At 64.0% G+C, this 22373-nt stretch carries 9 protein-coding genes; 4 read left to right on the forward strand and 5 right to left on the reverse strand.

Annotation, left to right across the window (positions count from 1 at the left end):
* Positions 1 to 454 precede the first annotated feature (454 nt).
* The 4 genes from M2397_RS13415 to M2397_RS13430 all read right to left on the reverse strand — a co-directional run bounded on the left by M2397_RS13415 (position 455) and on the right by M2397_RS13430 (position 5879).
* The gene (locus M2397_RS13415) at positions 455 to 1216 is read right to left on the reverse strand and encodes an enoyl-CoA hydratase/isomerase family protein (protein ID WP_131698547.1); all 762 of its coding nucleotides are present in this window, start codon (positions 1214 to 1216) and stop codon (positions 455 to 457) included.
* On the reverse strand, positions 1213 to 2370 hold the full coding sequence (gene atuD, locus M2397_RS13420; RefSeq protein ID WP_167656611.1) for a citronellyl-CoA dehydrogenase: 1158 nt from the start codon (positions 2368 to 2370) through the stop codon (positions 1213 to 1215). Before atuD ends, M2397_RS13415 begins: the two co-directional genes overlap by 4 nt.
* A 16-nt stretch (positions 2371 to 2386) precedes the next feature.
* Positions 2387 to 4003, reverse strand: a complete 1617-nt coding sequence (locus tag M2397_RS13425) for an acyl-CoA carboxylase subunit beta (protein ID WP_259243518.1) — start codon at positions 4001 to 4003, stop codon at positions 2387 to 2389.
* A 97-nt stretch (positions 4004 to 4100) separates the two neighbouring features.
* Positions 4101 to 5879: an acyclic terpene utilization AtuA family protein gene (locus M2397_RS13430; protein WP_259243520.1), complete on the reverse strand. Its 1779-nt coding sequence runs from the start codon at positions 5877 to 5879 to the stop codon at positions 4101 to 4103.
* 153 nt (positions 5880 to 6032) lie between these two features.
* Between M2397_RS13430 and M2397_RS13435 the strand changes: the two genes are divergently transcribed.
* The gene (locus M2397_RS13435) at positions 6033 to 6656 is read left to right on the forward strand and encodes a TetR/AcrR family transcriptional regulator (RefSeq protein WP_145336956.1); all 624 of its coding nucleotides are present in this window, start codon (positions 6033 to 6035) and stop codon (positions 6654 to 6656) included.
* Positions 6657 to 6749: 93 nt separating this feature from the next.
* Positions 6750 to 7538, forward strand: coding sequence for an ABC transporter substrate-binding protein (locus M2397_RS13440; RefSeq protein WP_131698542.1), 789 nt, complete (start codon positions 6750 to 6752; stop codon positions 7536 to 7538).
* A 2-nt stretch (positions 7539 to 7540) separates the two neighbouring features.
* Here M2397_RS13440 and M2397_RS13445 read toward each other — a convergent pair whose 3' ends face one another.
* The gene (locus M2397_RS13445; RefSeq protein ID WP_027603895.1) at positions 7541 to 8092 is read right to left on the reverse strand and encodes an RNA polymerase factor sigma-70; all 552 of its coding nucleotides are present in this window, start codon (positions 8090 to 8092) and stop codon (positions 7541 to 7543) included.
* Between the two features lie 302 nt (positions 8093 to 8394).
* Here M2397_RS13445 and M2397_RS13450 point away from each other — a divergent pair, with 302 nt between their 5' ends.
* Positions 8395 to 9147: a thioesterase II family protein gene (locus M2397_RS13450; protein WP_259243522.1), complete on the forward strand. Its 753-nt coding sequence runs from the start codon at positions 8395 to 8397 to the stop codon at positions 9145 to 9147.
* Positions 9148 to 9198: 51 nt separating this feature from the next.
* Positions 9199 to 22095 (forward strand): non-ribosomal peptide synthetase, encoded by a 12897-nt coding sequence (locus tag M2397_RS13455; protein WP_259243523.1) that lies wholly within the window; start codon positions 9199 to 9201, stop codon positions 22093 to 22095.
* Positions 22096 to 22373: the final 278 nt, after the last annotated feature.

Consider the following 22373-nt stretch of genomic DNA (forward strand, 5'->3'; position numbering starts at 1 on the left):
AGCGTACGCGGTGTGGCTTCTACTTCCTTAACCGCTGACGAAGTCAGCAATCTTTTGATCTGGCTCTGGCTCTGGCTTTTGATCTTGATCTCAGGCGCCCCGTTAACCACGCTGGCCGAGCGCAGGCTTGAATCCGTGGGTAACCCGGCAGGACGCCGGGTTAGCCGTCCTGGGCCAGGGATGGCCAATGACGGCGGCCCACGGATTCAAGCCTTCGTTCGGGCATACCGAGCCTAGGCGAGGTACCGAGTGGTGGGGCAAGAGCCCTTTGGTTACTTTGGGGCTTTTCCAAAGTGACCCGCCGTAAGGGCGGAACCAATAGCCGCCGTTACCGCAGCAACGGATATGCACTCACCCAAACCCCAAAAAGCGGTCGGCCCGAAGGCCGCCACGGAAACAAGCCCCCTCGCCACAGACCACTGAAAATTGTGTAGATACCCATGCTCAGCGGGCGTCACCTGCACCACCCAGGCTTTCTCTTCTGCACAAACGCCTGCGTCCCCTCAATCCCTTCTGCACTGGTCACCGCCTCGGCAAACCACTGCGCCGCTTGATCCAGCAGTGGCCCTAACGGTTGCTCCACACTCGCCAGCAGCAGCGCCTTGGTACGCGCGTTGGCACCTGGCGCGCAGCGCAGCACCTGCCCCAGCACCTCATCCAGACGCTCCGCCAACGCCTGCGGGTCGGTCTCGGTAAAGTGCACCAGCCCCAGCCGTTCAGCTTCCCGTCCATCGAACCGCGCCGCCGTCAGTGCCAGCCGCCGTGCCTGGGCCAGGCCGATACGCTTGACCACAAACGGCGCAATCTGCGCCGGCAGCAACCCCAGGCTGGTCTCCGGTAAACCGAACTGCGCCTGGTGGTCGGCAATCGCGATGTCGCTCACGCAGGCCAGGCCAAACCCACCGCCCAGCACCGCGCCTTGCAGCACCACGATGACCACTTGCGACACGGCTTCCACCTCTTGCAGCAACGTGCCGAAGGCCCGGTTCAACGCCTGCAATTGTTCGCCTGCGCTGACCAGATCCCTCACATCGGCACCGGCACAAAAGTGTCCGCCTGCGCCGCTGATCACCACCGCGCGCACCTGGTTGTCCAATCCCGCCAGCACCGCGCGCAGTTCGTTGACCATCTCCAGGCTCATGGCATTACGGCATTCGGGCCGGTTGAGGGTGATGTGCAACACGCCGTTATGCGGTTCGAGCAGCAAGGTATTCATGGCTTTTTCCCAGGCAAAGTGCCCATCAGTTTGCAGATGATGCCCAGCATGATTTCATCGGCGCCGCCGCCAATCGACACCAGGCGCACGTCGCGATAAGCGCGGGCCACCGGGTTGTCCCACATGAAGCCCATGCCGCCCCAGTATTGCAGGCAACTGTCGCTGACTTCACGGCCGAGGCGCCCGGCCTTGAGCTTGGCCATGGAGGCCAGGCGGGTCACGTCCTGGCCCTTGATGTACTGCTCGGTGGCCTGGTAGACCAGCGCCCGCAGGCATTCGATTTCGGTGGCCAGTTCGGCCAGGCGAAAGTGAATCACCTGGTTGTCGATCAGCGCCTTGCCGAAGGTCTGGCGCTCCTTGCAGTAATCAATAGTGCTGTCGATGCAGTATTCCAGGCCCTTGATCATATTGGCCGCGCCAAACAGGCGTTCTTCCTGGAACTGCAGCATCTGCATCATGAAGCCCGCGCCTTCGTGGCCGACGCGATTGCGCTGCGGCACGCGCACGTCGTCGAAGAACACCTGGGCGGTCTCGGAGCTGTGCATGCCGAGCTTTTCCAGGGGCGGGCTGACGCTGATACCGGGGGTGTTCATCGGCACCATGATTAGCGACTTGTTGATATGCGGCTTATCGTCGGAGGTGTTGGCCAACAGGCAGATAAAGTCAGCGCTGGGCGAGTTGGTGATCCACATTTTGCTGCCGTTGATGACGTAGTCGCCGCCGTCCTTGCGCGCATGGGTCTTGAGCCCGGCCACGTCGGAACCGGCGCCGGTTTCCGATACGCCGATGCAACCGACCTGCTCACCGCTGATGGCCGGGCGCAGGAATTCCTCGCGCAATTCATCGGAACCGAAGCGGGCGAGGGCGGGGGTGCACATGTCGGTCTGCACGCCGATGGACATGGGGATGCCACCGCAGCGGATGGTGCCGAACTCTTCGGCAGCGACGATCGAGTAGCTGTAGTCGAGGCCCATGCCGCCGAATTGTTCCGGTTTGGAAATGCCCAGCAAGCCGAGGTCACCGGCCTTGCGGAAGATTTCGTGGATGGGGAAGCGCCCGGCCTTTTCCCATTCGTCCACATGGGGGTTGATCTCGCGGTCGACGAAGGCGCGGACGGTGCGGCGCAGTTCCTGGTGTTCCTGGGTGAAGATCATTGTTCTTGTTCTCCTGTTAGAAACGCGCGACACCGAAGCTGTTGGACTGCAACTCGCGGACTTCGGCCTCGTGACAGATATCCAGCAGAAAGCCGAGCAAGGTACGGGTATCCCGTGGATCTATCAGCCCGTCATCCCACAGATTCGCGCTGCCATAGAGTGCAGTGGACTGGCTGTCGAGTTTCTGCGCGGTGACCTGCTCAAGCATGTCCAGCACCTTGGGATCGGGCACCAAACCGTCCTTCAGCTGTTTGGCCTCGGTGACGATCCGCAGCACCTTGCCCGCCTGCGCACCGCCCATCACCGCTGTGCGGCTGTTGGGCCAAGCGAAGATAAAGCGCGGGTCCAGGCCGCGACCGCACATCGCATAGTTGCCGGCGCCGTAGGAGCCACCGACCACCACGGTGAGTTTAGGTACCCGTGCGTTGGCCACGGCCTGGATCATCTTCGCGCCGTGCTTGATCACCCCTTGCTGCTCCGCTTCGGTACCCACCATGAAGCCGGTGGTGTTGTGCATGAACAACAGCGGCGTGCGGCTCTGGTCGCACAGCTGGATAAACTGCGCCGCCTTGCTCGCGCCTTTGGGCGTGATCGGGCCGTTGTTGCCGATCACGCCGACCGCACGGCCTTGAATGTGCAGATGGCCGCAGACGGTATGGGCGTCGAACTCTCCCTTGAATTCGAGGAACTGCGAACCGTCGGCCAGGCGCGCGAGGATCTCGCGCACGTCGTAGGGTTTTTTGGCGTCATCGGGGATCAGCCCCAGCAGGTCGTCGATGGGGTACAGCGGCTCGGCGTAAGTGCGTTTTGGCGCCTGTGGCAGGCGATCGTTCCAGAGCAACAGGCTGACAATCTCGCGCACGATGCGCACGCCATCGGCATCGTTTTCCGCCAGGTATTCAGCGGTGCCGGCGATTTGCGCATGCATCTCGGCGCCGCCCAGTTCCTCATCGGTGGCGACTTCACCGGTCGCCGCCTTGAGCAGCGGCGGGCCGGCGAGGAACAGCTTGGCCTTGCCGCGCACCACCACCACGTAATCCGATAGCCCTGGCTGGTACGCACCCCCCGCCGTGGCCGAGCCGTGCACCACGGTGATCTGCGGCAAGCCCATGGCCGACATGCGCGCCTGGTTGGCAAAGCTGCGCGCGCCTTCGACGAAAATCTCTGCGGCGTAGTTGAGGTTGGCGCCGCCGCTTTCGGCGAGGGTCACCACCGGCAGTTTGTTTTCCATGGCGATCTGTTGCAGGCGCAGGGATTTTTTCAGGCCGGAGGGCGAAAGGGTGCCGCCTTTGATCGCGCTGTTATTGGCCACCACCAGCATGCGCACGCCGCTGACGTAGCCGATGCCTGCGATCAACCCACCACCGGCGGCGCTGCCGTTCTTGTCGTCGTGCAGCTTGTAGCCCGCCAGGCTCGCCAGTTCCAGGAACGGCGCGCCAGGGTCCAGCAGCAGGTTGAGGCGCTCGCGCGGCAGCAGTTGGCTGCGCTTGTCGAACTTGGGCCTGGCTTCCTCGGCCTTGGCGAGCAGGGTGTGTTCCAGTTGGCGCAGGTGCTGGATACCTTCGAGCATGGCCTGGCGGTTCTGCGCGAACTGGGGGCTGTGGGGATCGATCAGGCTGTCAATCAGCGGCATGGTTTATTGCTCCGCCTTGTGCAGCGGTGACGATCACGGTGCGGCCCTGGAACAGACCGGCTTTGAGGATCGAGTCGAAGGCCACGGCAACGCTCCTTTACGTGAGTTGATCGGCGATGTGTTGCGGCACGGCGATGGGGATTTCCAGCAGTTGCTGGGCGAAGGCCTTGCCCTGGGGGTCGATGCGCAGGCTGGCGATGCCGCCACCGCCCAAGGCGTTTTCCAGCAGGAAATTGAGGCTGTGACTGCCGGGCAAATACCAGCGTTCGACGCGGCCGTGCACGGGGTCGAGCACGTGGCCCATCCAGTCGACGAGCACCTCCGGCGTCAGCGCTTCGGCAATCCACGGCAGGTACTCGGGGGCTCGGGCAATGACCCCGATATTGCTGTGGTTGCCCTTGTCGCCGGAGCGCGCCACGGCGAGTTTCACCAGCGCCACGCTGGCGTCGGCGCGGCCCAGGGGTTTGGGCGGATCCATTGCGGCGGCAGGCATGAGGGGGGCGTCGGCGACGGGCAGCGTGCAGACGTGGCGTTGGCCCTGGAAGTCGATCACCACCTCGCAGGCGGCCTTATCGATCCGGAACGAGAACAAGCGGATCAGCGGGTAGACCGTTGGCCGGCCACCGACAATCCCGGTCAACCCCGGCGCCATTCCGGTGGCGGCCTGGGCGATCTCGCGTGCGAACAGCACCAGCGCTTGCTTGCTCGGGTGTCGCACCGCCAGCTTGACCACCACCTCGCGGCAGTCGTGGCGCTGGGCGTGAGCGCCATACGTTGCTTCGCTGCCGAGCAGTTCGATATTCACTTCGGTGTAGGGTGCCCAGCCGCGCTGGCTGAACAGCTCCGAGGTCTTGTTGATGATCGCCTGGCTGACGCGCTCGGCCTTGGCCACCGCATCGATCCCGGCGATCAGGCAACTGGCGGTGCAGCGAAAGCCCTCCGGGTAGGTGGCGCTGACCTTGTACTGCGCGGTCGGCGGCAGGCCCTTGGCGCCGTGCAGGCGTACGCAATGTTTGCCTTGTTGCTGCAACTTCACCTGGCTGAAATCGCAAATCACATCGGGCAGTAAATAAGCGCGTGGGTCGCCGATTTCATACAGCAGCTGTTCGGCCACGCTCAGTTCGCTGATCAGTCCGCCGCTGCCCTCGACCTTGTTGACGGTGAATTGACCGTCGGCGCTGACTTCGACGATGGGAAAGCCGATGTGCTCGTAGTCCGGCACGTCGCGCCAATCGGTGAAGTTGCCACCGGTGCATTGGGCGCCGCATTCGATGATATGCCCGGCCAAGGCTGCCTGGGCGAGGCGGTCGTAGTCCTGCCACGACCATCCGAATTCATGCACCAGTGCCGCGCTGACCACTGCGCTGTCGACCACGCGGCCGGTGATGACGATGTCCGCGCCCAATTGCAGCGCCTGGGCGATGCCCGGTGCACCGAGGTAGGCATTGGCGGAGACGCACATGGGCGGCAGCGGCGCGCCGTTGAACATGTCGGTGATGCCGTGCAGGTGCTTGAGCTGGGGTTGCAGGTCGTCGCCCAGCAGCACGGCGATTTTCAGCGGGATCTGGGCTTTATCGCAGGCGGTTTGCAGGGCGGTGGCGCAGGCCTGGGGGTGGATGCCGCCGGCATTGCTGATCACGCGGATGCCCTGGTGCTGGATCTCGGCCAGCAGCGGCGTGAGCACCTCGACGAAATCCGTGGCGTATCCGGCTTGAGGATCTTTCATTCGCGCACCGGCGAGAATCGACATCGTGACTTCCGCCAGGTAGTCGAACACCAGGTAATCCAGCTTGCCGCCGTGCACCAACTGCGCGGCAGCGGTGCAGGTGTCACCCCAGAACGCGCTGGCGCAGCCGATACGAACCGTCTTGCTCATGAGAAATCTTTCCTCGAATGGCTGGCAACGAGACTACCAAGCAAGCGCTTGGTTTGTAAACTCTGGTCACAAGTTTTAGCCAAGCGCTTGCTTGGGTGACTGGCACGGCCTAAATTGCCGGCCAAGACGTCAGTAGAAGTAGAGGAGAGCAGCATGGATGAGCACAAAGCCCTGCGGGTGATGCGCACCATGGTCGACGGCGGCCAATTGACCGACCCCGACAGTGCCCGTGGCAAGTTGCTGCAAACCGCGGCTCACCTGTTTCGCAACAAGGGCTTTGAGCGCACCACCGTGCGCGACCTGGCCAGCGCCGTGGGCATCCAGTCCGGCAGCATCTTTCATCACTTCAAGAGCAAGGACGAGATCCTGCGTGCGGTGATGGAGGAAACCATCCACTACAACACGGCCTTGATGCGCGCCTCGCTCGAGGAGGCGACCAACGTGCGCGAACGCGTGCGGGCGCTGATTCGCTGCGAGTTGCAATCGATCATGGGCGGCAGCGGCGAGGCCATGGCGGTGCTGGTGTATGAGTGGCGCTCGTTGTCGGCCGACGCCCAGGCCCAGGTACTGGCGCTGCGCGATGTGTACGAAGACATTTGGCTGCAGGTGTTGGGCGAAGCCAAGGCGGCGGGCTACATCAAGGGTGATGTGTTTATTGCGCGACGCTTCCTCACCGGGGCCTTGTCCTGGACCACTACCTGGTTTCGTGCCGAGGGCAACCTGACCCTGGAGCAATTGGCCGAAGAAGCCTTGTTGATGGTTTTGAAGGCCGATTGAGGCGCAAGCTCTTAATTTGTCGATGGAAAGTTGTCTAGCCGAACAAAAACGCCTAGCTTATCGACATCGATGTATTGAACGGTGTGTGCCTTGATGTTTTCGCCATGGCGGTTGGCTGCAGGACTTACTTTATGGGCTCTCGGCACCGCAGCGTGGTTGCCGGCTTCGGCTGCGCAACTGGTGCGCATCGGCGCGGCGCATTTTCCACCCTACACCGTGCGTCCGGAGCAGGGCGCCGATACCGGTTTGTTGCCGCAACTGGTGGAGGTCCTGAACGCCTCGCAGACCGACTACCAGTTTGTGCTGGTGCCCACCTCCATCCCCAGGCGCTTCCGCGATTTCGAGCAGGGCCGGATTGACATGGCTATTTTCGAAAATCCCGACTGGGGCTGGCAGAAGATTCCCCACACCAGCGTCGATATGGGCCTTGAAGATGCGGAAATCTTCGTTGCCCAGCATGATCCAGGCCGTGACCAAAGCTATTTCGCCGACCTGACCGGCAAGCGCCTGGCGGTATTCAGCGGTTATCACTACGCCTTTGCCAACTTTAACCCCGACCCCAAGTACTTGGCTGAGCACTTCAACGCCACGTTGACCTACTCCCATGACAGCAACCTGCTGATGGTTGCGCGCGGGCGGGCGGACATCGCCTTGGTAACCCGTTCGTACTTGAGTGACTTCATGGTGCGCAATGCGGATATGGCCGGGCAGTTCCTGGTCTCGGAGCGCATCGACCAGGTCTATCACCACTACGCGTTGCTGCGGCCCAAGGCGCCGATCACGGGCGAGGCGTTTTCGGCGTTGCTCAAGCGACTGCGCGACAAGGGCGAGATGCTGAAGATTTTCGAGCCGTATCGCATCGATGTGATGGCGGTGCCCTGAGGTCAAACCCGCCGCGCAAATGTATCGCTGTGGTTGCCCGACACCTTGCGGCAGTGCACCAGCGCATCGCGAATCATGAAGTTCACCAACGTCGGTGAAACCCCCAGTTCTTTGGCAATGTCCTTTTGCGGCACACCGTGCAGGCGGTACATCTCGAACGCGTAGCGGGTGCGCTGGGGCAACTCCGTCAGGGCGTCTGCGATGTTTTCCAGGGTGTTGAAATTGATGTGGGAGGTTTCCGGTGAAGCGCCGTGAATGACCACATTCAAGCCTTCCTCTTCCGTCCCGGAATATTTGAGTTCCAGGGCCTGCTTGCGATAGTGATCGATCGCCAGGTTGCGCACGATCTGGAACAGATAACTCAGTTGGGCCTTGAACGATGACGTGATCGTCGGCGCCGATTGCAGGCGGAAGTAGGCGTCCTGCACTACATCTTCAGCACGGGAGCGGCACCCGGTAATACGTGCCGCAATCTTCACCAGAATCAGTCGATTGTCGACAAATGCCTGGAGAAGCGGTGAGTCGCACCTGCCTGTGGATACTTGTTCCGTCATGGAAATCACCTTGTCGCAAAAGAGGTTAGGGGAGGGCGTCCTTGCTGAGGCCTCCTACACATCGGGCAACAAATTATGCTTAATGATAATGATTGTCAAATGAGAAGGCGAACTAATCTTATGCTTTCTTGTTTGGTGTGAACCACGTCTCGCAGGTACCCGGCGACTAATTATTTGCCGGTGCCGTCCGTTCTTCTGGGTGACAGGTCCGTTAGTCAAGCGGCCAGGGATCAGCACCCGCAGGAGGACGACATGGGTTTTTATCGTGCACACAGCGTGTTTCAGTTTGGAGTCGTCGCGGGATGACTACGCCGACTCGACTGCGCCTGTTCTGTCTGCCCTATTCGGGCGCCAGCGCCATGGTTTACGCACGTTGGCGCCGCACGTTGCCGGAGTGGTTGCAGGTGTGCCCGCTGGAATTGCCCGGCCGTGGCATGCGCATGGACGAGCCCCTGCAGCGCGATATCAAGGCCTTGGCGGCGCAGCTCGCGGATGAAATCAGCGGCGACTTGAGCGGCCCTTATGCGTTGTTCGGCCATAGTCTCGGCGGCCTGCTGGCCTTTGAATTGGCCCACGCGTTAAACGCACGAAATGTCCCTGCGCCGCTGGCGCTGTTCGCCTCCGGCACGGCCGGTCCGGCTCGGCGTGATGTCAGCGAATACGCCATCGAGAAGACCGACGCGCAACTGATCGTCCGCCTGCGCGAACTGCAAGGCACCGCCGAAGAAGCCCTGGCCAACCCCGAGTTGATGCAGTTGATGCTGCCGATCCTGCGCGCCGACTTCCTGCTGTGCGGCAGCTTCACCTACGGCGAGCGCGAGCCGCTGGGCATGCCGATCCATGTGTTTGGCGGCACGCAGGACAGCGTGCGCGCCGACCAGTTGCTCGACTGGCAACTCGATGCCGCCAGTGGCTTTTCCCTGGACATGTTCGACGGCCACCACTTCTTCCTTATCCAACACGAAAGCGCCGTACTGCGCTGCGTGCGGCGCTACGCCGACGAACACCTGGCCCGCTGGCGCAACGGCGCGGCGCGGCAATTGGCCGCCGGCTGATCGCTCTCCCATTCCCGCATTTCCCGTAAGCCGATTTCAGGCAGGAACCCCATGATGGACGCCTTCGAACTTCCCCGCACCCTGGTCGAGTCCCTTCAACGTCGCGCCGCGCAGACCCCGGACCAGGTCGCCCTGCGCTTCCTCGCCGAGTCGGCCGAGCATAACGTGGTGCTCAGTTACCGTGACCTGGACCAACGCGCCCGCACCATCGCCGCCGCCTTGCAGGCCAACGCCGAGTTGGGCGACCGCGCGGTGCTGTTGTTCCCCAGTGGCCCGGACTACGTCGCGGCGTTCTTTGGCTGCCTGTACGCCGGGGTGATCGCGGTGCCGGCCTACCCGCCGGAGTCCACCCGCCGTCATCACCAGGAGCGCTTACTGTCGATTATCGGTGACGCCGAACCACGCCTGCTGCTGACCATCGCCAGCCTGGCCGATGGCCTCGCGCAGATCGAAAACGCGCCGCCGGTGCTGAGTGTCGACACCCTCGAAGCACAGATCGCCGGCGCCTGGAGCGCCCCCGACCTGCACCCCGATGACATCGCCTTCCTGCAATACACCTCCGGTTCCACCGCGTTGCCCAAGGGCGTGCAAGTCAGCCACGGCAACCTGGTGGCCAACGAAGTGCTGATACGGCGCGGCTTTGGCATCGACCTGAACCCTGACGATGTGATCGTCAGCTGGTTGCCGCTGTACCACGACATGGGCCTGATCGGCGGCCTGCTGCAACCGATCTTCAGCGGCGTGCCGTGTGTGTTGATGTCGCCGGCCTACTTCCTCGGCCGGCCGTTGCGCTGGCTCGAAGCGATCAGCGAATACCGTGGCACCATCAGCGGCGGGCCGGATTTCGCCTACCGCCTGTGCAGCGAGCGGGTCAGCGAGACGGCCCTGGAACGCCTGGACTTGAGCCGCTGGCGCGTGGCCTATTCCGGCTCCGAACCGATCCGCCTCGACACCCTGGAGCGCTTCGCCGAGAAGTTCGCCGCCTGCGGGTTTACCCCGAATAATTTCTTCGCCTCCTACGGCCTGGCCGAAGCCACTCTGTTTGTCGCCGGCGGCCGGCGTGGCCATGGCATCCCCGCGCTACGTGTCGACGAGCAGGCCCTGGCCGCCAACCGCGCCGAGCCGGGGCAGGGCAGTGCGATCATGAGTTGCGGCACCCGCCAGCCGGAACACGCGGTACTGATCGCCGACCCGCACACACTGGCCGAGCTGGCCGACAACCATGTTGGCGAACTCTGGGCCAGCGGCCCGAGCATCGCCCACGGCTACTGGCGCAACCCGGAGGCCAGCGCCAAGACCTTCGTGCAGCATGCCGGCCGCACCTGGCTGCGCACCGGTGACCTGGGCTTTATCCGCGAGGGCGAGGTGTACATCACCGGCCGCCTGAAAGACCTGCTGATCGTGCGCGGCCACAACCTGTACCCCCAGGACATCGAACAGACCATCGAGCGCGAAGTGGAACTGGTGCGCAAGGGCCGGGTCGCCGCGTTTGCGGTGAATGACAACGGCCTGGAAGGCATCGGCATCGCCGCGGAAATAAGCCGCAGCGTGCAGAAAATCCTGCCGCCTGAAGCGCTGATCAAAGCTATCCGCCAAGCCGTGGCCGAGGCCTATCAAGAGGCGCCGTGCGTGGTGGTGTTGCTCAACCCCGGCGGCTTGCCCAAGACCTCCAGCGGCAAGGTGCAGCGTGCGGCGTGCGCGCTTCGGCAGGCCGACGGCAGCCTCGACTGCTACGCGCAGTTTCCCGATCTGCACGCGCAGGCGAGCGCTGTTGCGCTGGAATCCGAACTGCAAAGCCAGATCGCCGCGATCTGGTGCGAGCAGTTGCAGGTCGCCACGGTGGCGGCCGATGATCACTTCTTCCTGCTCGGCGGCAACTCCATCACCGCCACCCAAGTGGTCGCGCGCCTGCGCGAAACCCTCGGCCTGGAGCTGAACCTGCGCCTGCTGTTCGAGGCGCCGACGCTGTCTGCATTTGCTGCCAACGTGGCGCAACTGCAACAGGACGGCGGCATCGCCCAAGGTGCTATTCATGCCTTGTCACGCCAGGAAGAGCTGCCGCAATCCCTGGCCCAGAACCGCCTGTGGATCACCTGGCAACTGGACCCGCAAAGCAGCGCCTACACCATCCCCGGCGCCCTGCGTTTGCGTGGCGAACTGGATGAAGACGCGGTGCGCTCAAGCTTCCAGTACCTGATCCAGCGCCACGAAGCCCTGCGCACACGCTTCTATGAACGTGATGGCCAGGCCTTCCAGCGTGTGGATGCCCACAGCGATTTCGACCTGCAAATCATCGACCTCAGTGATTTGCCCTCCGCCGAGCGTGAAGCCCGCGCGCAACAGATCCGCGAGGACGAAGCCCGCACCCAGTTCGACCTGGAAAAAGGCCCGCTGCTGTGGGTGACCCTGGTGCGCCTGGACGATGAGGATCACCAGTTGCTGGTGACCCTGCACCACATCATCGCGGACGGCTGGTCGTTGAATATCCTCATCGACGAGTTCTCGCGTCTCTACGCCGCCGCACGCCAGGGCCAGGCCCTGACGTTGCCGCCACTGGCCTTGCAGTACGCCGACTACGGCAGCTGGCAGCGCCAATGGCTGGCCGACGGTGAAGGCCAGCGCCAACTGGCGTACTGGAAAGCCCAACTGGGGGACGAGCACCCGACCCTGAGCCTGGCCACCGACCACCCGCGTGCGGCCCAGCAACGCCACAGTGCGTCGCGCCATAGTGCGCGCTTGAGTGTCAGCCTCAGCGAAGCGATTCGCCAGACCGCCCAGGCCAACCAGTCCACGCCGTTCATGCTGTTGCTGGCGGCGTTCCAGACCTTGCTCTACCGCTACAGCGGCCAGCGCGATATCCGCATCGGCGTGCCCAATGCCAACCGCCCGCGCCAGGAAACCCAGGGCCTGATCGGCTTCTTTATCAACACCCTGGTGCTGCGTGCCGAGCTGGACGGACGCTTGCCTTTCACTGAGCTGCTGGCCGCCACCCGCGAGACTGCACTGGGCGCCCAGGCCCACCAGGACCTGCCGTTCGAGCAACTGCTGGAAGCCTTCCCGCAAGCCCGCGAACAGGGCCTGTTCCAGGTCATGTTCAACCACCAGCAACGTGACCTCAGCGCCTTGCGCCGTCTGCCGGGCATGCTCGCCGATGAGCTGCCCTGGCACAGCCGCGAAGCCAAGTTCGACCTGCAACTGCACAGCGAAGAAGACCGCAACGGGCGTTTGAGCCTGTCCTTCGACTACGCCGATGAACTGTTCGACAGCGCGACCATCCAGCGCCTGGCCGAGCACTTCATTCACCTGCTGCAGGCCGTGTGCGAACAACCGCAACAGGCCATCGGCGACCTCCAGCTGATGCAGCAGGACGAACAGCCAGCGTGGAGCCAGGCGCCGTGCGCACCGGCTCAACACTGGCTGCCCGAACTGCTCAACCAACACACCTCGGACGCCACCGCGCTGGTCTGGCAGGACGGCAGCCTGACCTTCGCCCAACTGCACACCCAGGCCAACCGCCTGGCCCATTACCTGCGTGACAAAGGTGTCGGCCCGGACGTGTGCGTGGCCATCGCCGCCGAGCGTTCGCCGCAGTTGCTGGCCGGCCTGCTGGCGATCATCAAGGCCGGTGGCGCCTATGTGCCGCTGGACCCGGATTACCCTGCCGAGCGCCTGGCCTACATGCTCAAGGACAGCGGCGTGCACCTGCTGCTGACCCAGACCGCGTTGCTGGACCGCGTGCCGAGTGCCGAAGGCGTGTGCGTGATTGCCATGGACACCCTGCACCTCGACGGTTGGCCGACCCAGCCACCGGGCCTGCACCTGCACGGCGACAACCTCGCCTATGTGATCTACACCTCCGGCTCCACCGGCCAGCCCAAGGGCGTGGGCAATACCCACGCGGCCCTGGCCGAGCGCTTGCAGTGGATGCAGGCCACCTATCAACTGAATGACAGCGACGTGCTGATGCAAAAGGCGCCGATCAGTTTCGACGTGTCGGTGTGGGAGTGCTTCTGGCCGCTGATCACCGGCTGCCGCCTGATGCTGGCCGGCCCTGGCGAACATCGCGATCCGCACCGCATCGCGCAGTTGGTGCAGGCGTACGGCGTGACCACGCTGCACTTTGTGCCGCCGCTGTTGCAGCTGTTTATCGACGAACCGCTGGTGGCCGAGTGCACCAGCCTGCGTCGCCTGTTCTCCGGTGGCGAGGCCTTGCCCGCCGAGTTGCGCAATCGCGTATTGGCGCAGTTGCCGGCGGTGCAATTGCACAACCGCTATGGCCCGACCGAGACGGCGATCAACGTTACCCACTGGCATTGCACTGCCGAGGATGGCGAGCGCTCGCCGATTGGCCGGCCGCTGGGCAATGTGATCTGCCGCGTGCTGGACGAGCAGCTCAACCCGTTGCCGGCCGGTGTGCCGGGTGAACTGTGCATTGGTGGCATCGGCCTGGCGCGCGGTTACCTTGGGCGTGCCGGTTTGACCGCCGAGCGCTTTGTCGCCGACCCGCTGGGCGAGGCCGGCGCGCGCCTGTATCGCACCGGTGACCGCGCACGTTGGAGTGCAGATGGCGTGCTTGAATACCTTGGCCGTCTCGACCAGCAGGTCAAGCTGCGCGGCTTCCGGGTGGAGCCGGAAGAAATCGAAGCGCGCCTGCTGGCCCTGGACGGTATCGCCCAGGCCGTGGTGCTGGTGCGTGACGCGCAGTTGATCGGTTACTACACCGCCCATACCGCGCTGGACGAACAGGACGTAAAAGCCGCTCTGGCCGCCGAGTTGCCGGAGTACATGGTGCCCGCGCAACTGATGCGCCTGGACGCGATGCCGCTGAGCCCCAGCGGCAAGCTCGACCGTCGCGCGTTGCCGGCGCCGGTGTGGCAAACCCGCGAACACGTCGAGCCCGAAACACCCTTGCAGCAGCAGATTGCAGCGATCTGGCGTGAAGTGCTGGGCGTGCCCCGTATCGGCCTGCGCGATGACTTTTTCGCCCTCGGCGGCCACTCGTTGCTGGCCACGCAAATCATCTCCCGCACCCGCCAGGCCTGCGACGTCGAACTGCCGTTGCGCACCTTGTTCGAAGCCAGCGAGCTGGGCGCTTTTGCCGAGCAAGTCGGCCTGATCCAGGCCAGCGGCCAACGCAACCAGCAAACCGCAATCGCCACCGTCGACCGCAGCGTGCCGGTGCCGTTGTCGTATTCCCAGCAGCGCATGTGGTTCCTGTGGCAGATGGAACCGGACAGTCCGGCCTACAACGTCGGCGGCATGGCGCGCCTGCGCGGTGTGCTGGATGTGGCGCGTTTCGAAGCGGCGTTGCAGGCATTGATCCTGCGCCACGAAACCCTGCGCACCACCTTTCCGAGCGTCGACGGCGTGGCCTGTCAAAAGGTCTCGGCGCAGACCGGCCTGCGCATGGATTGGCAGGATATTTCTGCACTGGACGAAAGCGCACGTGAGCAGCGTCTGCAGCAACTGGCCGATGTTGAAGCCCACACGCCGTTCAACCTGGAAACCGGGCCGCTGCTGCGCGCCTGCCTGGTCAAGGCCGGCGAGCAGGAGCACTACCTGGTGCTGACCCTGCACCATATCGTCACCGAAGGCTGGGCCATGGACATCTTTGCCCGTGAACTCAGCGCGCTGTACGAAGCGTTTATCGATGAGCGCCTGTCACCGCTGGCGCCGTTGCCGGTGCAGTACCTGGACTACAGCGTGTGGCAACGCCAATGGTTGGAGTCTGGCGAGCGCCAACGCCAGCTGGATTACTGGACCGCGCAACTGGGCAACGAACACCCATTGCTCGAATTGCCCGGCGACCGTCCGCGGCCACCGGTGCAAAGTCACCGGGGCGAGCTGTACCGCTTCGACCTCAGCGCCGATCTCGCCGCTCGTGTGCGTGCCTTCAACGCCGAACGTGGCCTGACCCTGTTCATGACCATGACGGCCACCCTGGCGGTGTTGCTCTACCGCTACAGCGGCCAGACCGACCTGCGCATCGGCGCGCCGGTGGCCAACCGCATTCGCCCGGAAAGCGAAGGGCTGATCGGGGCGTTCCTCAACACCCAGGTGCTGCGTTGCCAGCTCACTGGGCAGATGAATGTTGCCGAGCTGTTCGAGCAGGTCCGCCACACCGTGATCGAAGGCCAGTCCCATCAGGACCTGCCGTTCGACCATCTGGTGGAAGCCCTGCAACCGCCACGCAGCGCGGCGTACAACCCGCTGTTCCAGGTGATGTGCAACGTGCAGCGCTGGGAATTCCAGCAGAGCCGCCAACTGGCCGGCATGACCGTCGACTACCTGGCCAACGATGCCCGCGCGACCAAGTTCGACCTCAACCTGGAAGTCACCGACCTCGATCATCGCCTGGGTTGCTGCCTGACCTACAGCACTGATTTGTTCGATGAACCACGCATTGCGCGCATGGCCGAGCATTGGCGCAACCTGCTCGAAGCGTTGATCGCCAATCCGCAACAATGCCTCAGCGAACTGCCGTTGCTGAGCGCCACCGAGCAACGTGCGTTGCAGGACAGCCTGGGCGTGGAAGCCGGCGAGCATCGTCTCGACCAGTGCATCCATCAACTGTTCAGCCAGCAGGCGCTCAAGCGTGCGCAGGCCCCGGCGCTGACCTTTGCCGGTGTCACCCTCACTTATGCCGAACTGGACGCCCGCGCCAATCGCCTGGCGTGGATGCTGCGCGAGCGCGGCGTCGGCCCGCAGGTGCGTGTCGGCCTGGCGCTGCCGCGCTCGCTGGAAATGGTCATCGGCCTGCTGGCGATCCTCAAGGCCGGTGGCGCCTATGTGCCGCTGGACCCGGAATACCCGCTGGACCGCCTGCACTACATGATCGAAGACAGTGGCATCGGCCTGTTGCTCAGTGATGCGGCGATGTTCGAAGCCCTCGGCGAATTGCCGGCGACCGTGGCCTGCTGGTGCCTGGAAGATGACTTGCCGGTGCTGGCGAATTACCCCGTCGGCGAGCTGCCGTTTATCAGCGTGCCGCAGCATCAGGCCTACCTGATCTACACCTCCGGCTCCACCGGTAAACCCAAGGGCGTGGTGGTGTCCCACGGTGAAATCGCCATGCATTGCCAGGCCGTGATCGAGCGCTTCGGCATGCGCCCGGACGATTGCGAGCTGCACTTTTATTCGATCAACTTCGACGCCGCCACCGAGCGTTTGCTGGTGCCGCTGCTCAGCGGTGCGCAGGTGGTCCTGCGCGCCCAGGGCCAGTGGGATGCCGAGGAAATCTGCGGGCTGATTCGTACCCATCGCATCAACATCCTCGGTTTTACCCCGAGCTACGGCAGCCAGTTGGCGCAGTGGCTCGCGACCCAGCAGCAGACCTTGCCGGTGCGCATGTGCATCACCGGCGGCGAAGCGCTGACCGGCGAACACGTGCAGCGTATCCGTGCGGCGTTCCAGCCCGAGGTGTTTTTCAACGCCTACGGCCCGACCGAAACCGTGGTCATGCCCCTGGCCAGCCTCGCGCCGCAGCAACTGGAGGAGGGCGCCGCCAGTGTGCCGATCGGCAGCATCATCGGCGACCGCGTGGCCTACATTCTCGACGCCGACCTGGCACTGGTGCCTCAAGGCGCGACCGGCGAGTTGTATGTCGGCGGCGCCGGTCTGGCCCAGGGTTACCACGAACGTCCGGGGATGACGGCCGAGCGGTTTGTCGCCGACCCGTTTGCCGCCGCTGGCGGTCGCCTGTATCGCACCGGCGACCTGGTGCGCCAACGCGCCGATGGCCTGGTGGAGTACCTGGGGCGCATCGACCATCAGGTGAAGATTCGCGGTTTCCGGATCGAGCTGGGCGAGATCGAAACCCGCCTGCTGGAGCACGCCGCCGTACGTGAAGCGGTGGTGCTGGCGCTGGATTCGCCGAGTGGCAAGCAGCTGGTGGCGTACCTGGTCAGCGACGCCGACCACGCCACCTTGCGTGACGCGCTCAAGGCCCATCTCAAGGCACAACTGCCGGACTACATGGTGCCCGCGCACCTGATCGTGCTCGACAGCATGCCGCTCACCGCCAACGGCAAGCTCGACCGCCGCGCCTTGCCGCAACCCGACCCCGAGGCCAATCGCCAACACTACGTGGCGCCGCGCAACGAGCTGGAAAGCACCTTGGCGTCGATCTGGTGCGCGGTGTTGAACGTGCAGCAAGTCGGCCTCGACGATAACTTCTTTGAACTGGGCGGCGATTCGATCCTGTCGATCCAGGTGGTCAGCCGCGCACGGCAGGCGGGGATTCATTTCAGCCCTCGTGACCTGTTCCAGCACCAGACCGTGCAAACCCTGGCCGCGGTCGCCACGCGCGCCGAGCAGATCATCGCCGAGCAAGGCGTGCTCACCGGCCGCTCGGGCCTCACGCCGATCCAGCACTGGTTCTTCGACACCGATATTCCTGCGCGTCAGCACTGGAACCAGGCGCTGGTGCTCAAACCGCTGCAACTGCTCGACCCTCATCGCCTGGAGCAAGCGCTGCTGGCGGTACTGGAACACCACGACGCCTTGCGCCTGAGCTTCACCCGGCGCGATGCGCAATGGCATGCCGAACACTTGGCCGTGCCCCAGGGCGGCGTGCTGATGCAGGCGCAAGTGCGCGATATGGCGCAGTGCACCGCGCTGTTCACCGACACCCAGCGCAGCCTCGACCTGGAACACGGCCCGCTGTTGCGCGCCTTGCTGGTGGATGGGCCGCAAGGTCAGCAACGCTTGCTGATCGCGATCCATCACCTGGTGGTGGACGGTGTGTCGTGGCGCGTGTTGCTCGAAGACCTGCAAAACGTTTATCGCCAGCTCAGCGACGGCCAGTCCGTCAGCCTGCCGGCCAAGACCAGCGCCCTGCGTGACTGGGCCGCACGCTTGCAGGCGTATGCCGGCAGCGAATCCCTGCGTGAAGAGTTGAGCGTGTGGCAGGACCGGTTAGCCGGCCCTGACGCGGTATTACCCGTGGCCCGCCCGCACGGTTCGCTGCGCAATCGCGATGCCGATACGGTCAGCGTGCGCCTGGATGCCGAACACACCCGCCAGTTGCTGCAACAGGCGCCAAGCGCCTACCGCACCCAGGTCAACGACCTGCTGCTGACTGCCCTGGCACGTGTGCTGTGCCGCTGGAGCGGGCATGATTCGGCGTTGATCCAACTGGAAGGCCATGGCCGCGAAAGCCTGTTCGACGACATCGACCTGACCCGCAGCGTCGGCTGGTTCACCAGCGCTTACCCGCTGCGCTTGACCCCGCACGTCGGGCAGGGCGACTCGATCAAGGCGATCAAGGAACAGCTGCGTGCTGTGCCCCATAAAGGCTTGGGTTATGGCGTGCTGCGCTACCTGGCGGACGACGCGTGCAAACAAAGCATGGCCGCTCTGCCAAGCGCGCAGATCACCTTCAACTACCTCGGCCAGTTCGACCAGAGCTTCGGCACCGATGCACTGTTCCATCCGCTGGACGAATCGGCGGGCCTGGCCCATGACCCGGACGCGCCGCTGCCCAACGAGCTGAGCGTCGACAGCCAGGTGTACGGCGGCGAATTGGTGCTGCGCTGGACCTTCAGCCGCGAACGCCACGACCAGCAGACCATCCAGGATCTGGCGCAGGCCTACCTGGCCGAACTGCAAGCGTTGGTCGCCCATTGCCTGGAGGACAACGCCGGCGGCCTCACGCCGTCCGACTTCCCCCTGGCCCGCCTGACCCAGTCGCAACTGGATGCCTTGCCGGTACCGGCCAGCGCCATCGAAGACGTGTACCCGCTGACCCCGATGCAAGAAGGCCTGCTGCTGCACACCCTGCTCGAACCGGGCACCGGCCTCTACTACATGCAGGACCGCTACCGCATCAACAGTGCCCTCGACCCCGAGCGTTTCGCCCAGGCCTGGCAAGCGGTGATCGCCCGCCACGAAGCCTTGCGCGCCTCGTTCTGCTGGAACGTCGGTGAAGACATGCTGCAAGTGATTCACAAGCCGGGTAGCACGCCGATTGAGTACCTGGACTGGAGTGCCGATCCGGAAAGCGAACAGGAACCGCGCCTGCAAGCGCTGCTCAAGGCCGAGCGCGAAGCCGGTTTCGATCTGCTCAACCAGGCGCCGTTCCACCTGCGCCTGATCCGCGTCGGCGAAGCGCGCTACTGGTTCATGATGAGCAACCACCACATCCTGATCGATGCCTGGTGCCGTTCGCTGCTGATGAATGACTTCTTTGATATTTACATGGCCCTCGGCGAAGGCCGCGAGGCACAACTGGCTACGCCGCCGCGCTACCGCGACTACATCGCCTGGCTGCAACGCCAGAACCTCGCCGAAGCACGCCAGTGGTGGCAGCAGAACCTGCAAGGGTTCGAGCGCACGACGCCGATCCCGAGCGACCGGCCGTTCCTGCGCGAACATGCCGGCCACAGCGGCGGCATGGTGGTGGGCGACTGCTACACCCGGCTCGACGCCCGTGACGGTGCGCAACTGCGCGAACTGGCCCAGGCCCATCAACTCACCGTCAACACCTTTGCCCAGGCGGCCTGGGCCTTGGTGCTGCGGCGCTTGAGCGGCGACCGTGACGTGCTGTTCGGCGTCACCGTGGCCGGGCGCCCGGTAGAAATGCCCGAGATGCAACGTACCGTCGGCCTGTTTATCAACAGCATCGCCCTGCGGGTGAAGCTGCCCGAGGACGACCAGCGCTGCAGCGTACGCCAGTGGTTGAGTGCGTTGCTCGACAGCAATATGCAGCTTCGCGAGTACGAATACCTGCCGCTGGTGACGATCCAGGAACACAGCGAACTGCCCAAGGGCCAGCCGCTGTTCGACAGCCTGTTCGTGTTCGAAAATGCCCCGGTGGAAGTCTCGGTGCTGGACCGCGCCCACAGCCTGAATGCCACCTCGGACTCCGGTCGCACCCACACCAACTTCCCGCTGACTGCCGTGTGCTATCCGGGGGATGACCTCGGTCTGCACCTGTCCTACGACCAGCGTTACTTCGACGAAACCACCGTGCAAGGCATGCTTGGCGAATTCAAGCGCCTGCTGCTGGCGCTGGTGCAGGGCTTCCACGGTGATATGGCCGACTTGCCGCTGATGGGCGAGCAGGAGCGCGCGTTCCTGTTGGACGGCTGCAACCAGAGCGAACACGACTACCCGCTGGAGCGCAGCTATGTCGAGTTGTTCGAAGCCCAGGTGAGCGGTGATCCGCAGCGTATCGCCGCCAGCTGCCTGGACCAGCAATGGAGCTATGACGAGTTGAACCGCCGCAGTAACGGCCTGGGTCATGCGCTGATTGCGGCAGGCGTCGGCCTGGACCAACCGGTAGCGTTGCTGGCCGAGCGTAACCTGGACCTGCTGGGCATGATCATCGGCAGCTTCAAGGCCGGCGCCGGTTACCTGCCGTTGGACCCGGGCCTGCCGAGCCAGCGCCTGAGCCGCATCATCGACCTGAGTCGTACACCGTTGCTGGTATGCACCGAGGCGTGTCGCGAGCAGGCCATCGAGCTGCTGGACGGCGTCGACTGTCAGTTGCTGGTGTGGGAGGAAGTGCCTGCCCGTGGGGAAAATCCGGGCATCTACAGCGGCCCCGACAACCTTGCCTACGTGATCTACACCTCGGGCTCCACCGGCCTGCCCAAAGGCGTGATGGTCGAACAGCGCGGCATGCTCAACAACCAATTGAGCAAGGTGCCGTACCTGCAACTGAGCGCGACGGATGTGATCGCCCAGACGGCCTCGCAAAGCTTCGATATTTCCGTGTGGCAATTCCTCGCCGCGCCGCTGTTCGGTGCGCGGGTGGATATTGTGCCGAACAGCATCGCCCACGATCCGCAGGGCTTGCTGGCGCACGTCCAAGCACACGGCATCACTGTGCTGGAAAGCGTGCCGTCGCTGATCCAGGGCATGCTCGCCCAGGATCGCATCAGCCTGGACGGTTTGCGCTGGATGCTGCCGACCGGTGAAGCGATGCCGCCGGAGCTGGCGCACCAGTGGTTGTTGCGTTACCCGGATATCGGCCTGGTCAACGCCTACGGCCCGGCGGAATGTTCGGACGATGTGGCGTTCTTCCGCGTCGATCCGGCGTCCACCCGTGGCACTTACCTGCCGATTGGTACGCCGACGGACAATAACCGTTTGTACGTAGTGGATGGCGCGCTGGAATTGGTGCCCCAAGGGGCGGTCGGTGAGCTGTGTGTGGCCGGCACCGGTGTGGGCCGCGGATATGTCAGCGATCCGCTGCGCACCGCCCAGGTGTTTGTGCCGAACCCGTTCGGCGCACCGGGTGAGCGCCTGTACCGCACCGGCGACCTGGCACGGCGGCGCAGCGATGGCGTGCTGGAGTACGTCGGACGTATCGACCATCAGGTGAAGATTCGCGGCTACCGCATCGAACTGGGTGAAATCGAAGCGCGCCTGCACGAACAACCGGAGCTCCGCGATGCGGCAGTGGGCGTGCACGAAGGCGCCAACGGCAAGCATCTGGTGGGTTACCTGGTGGCCGCCGACGAAGCCCTGAATACAAGCGAACGCCTGGACCGCATCAAGCAACGCCTGCGCGCCGAACTGCCGGAATACATGGTGCCGCTGCACTGGCTATGGCTCGAGCGCCTGCCGCTCAACGCCAACGGCAAACTCGACCGCAACGCCCTGCCGGAACTGGAGATCGGTCAGTTGCACGGCCAGGACTACCTGGCGCCGCGCAACGAACTGGAAAACACCCTGGCCGCGATCTGGGCCGAGGTGCTCAAAGTCGAACGGGTAGGGGTACAGGACAACTTCTTCGAACTGGGCGGGCACTCGCTGCTGGCCACGCAAATTGCGTCGCGCGTGCAGAAGACCTTGCAACGGGACGTGCCGCTGCGGGCGATGTTCGAGTGCAGCACGGTGGCGGAATTGGCCGAGTACATCGAGGGGCTGGCGGCTAATGAGATCAGTGCGGAGAAGGTGGATCGGTTGAGTGATTTGATGGCGGAGTTGGAAGGGCTTTAATCTCCGCTGGGTTTGGGTGAGTACATATCCGTTGCTGCGGTCACGGCTACCTATGGTTCCGCCCTTACGGCGGGTCACTTTTGGAAGAGCGCCAAAAGTAACCAAAAACGCTTCGCCCCAACACTCGGCACCTCGCCTAGGCTCGGTGTGCCCTCACTCCGGCTTTGGAACGTGGGCCGCCGCGATGGGCCATCCTTGGCCCAGCGCGGCTAACCCGGCGTCCTGCCGGGTTACCCACGCTCCAAAGCCTGCGTTCGGCCAGCGTGTTTGACGGGGCG

Source organism: Pseudomonas sp. BIGb0381, assembly GCF_024809815.1.
Classification (GTDB): Bacteria; Pseudomonadota; Gammaproteobacteria; order Pseudomonadales; family Pseudomonadaceae; genus Aquipseudomonas.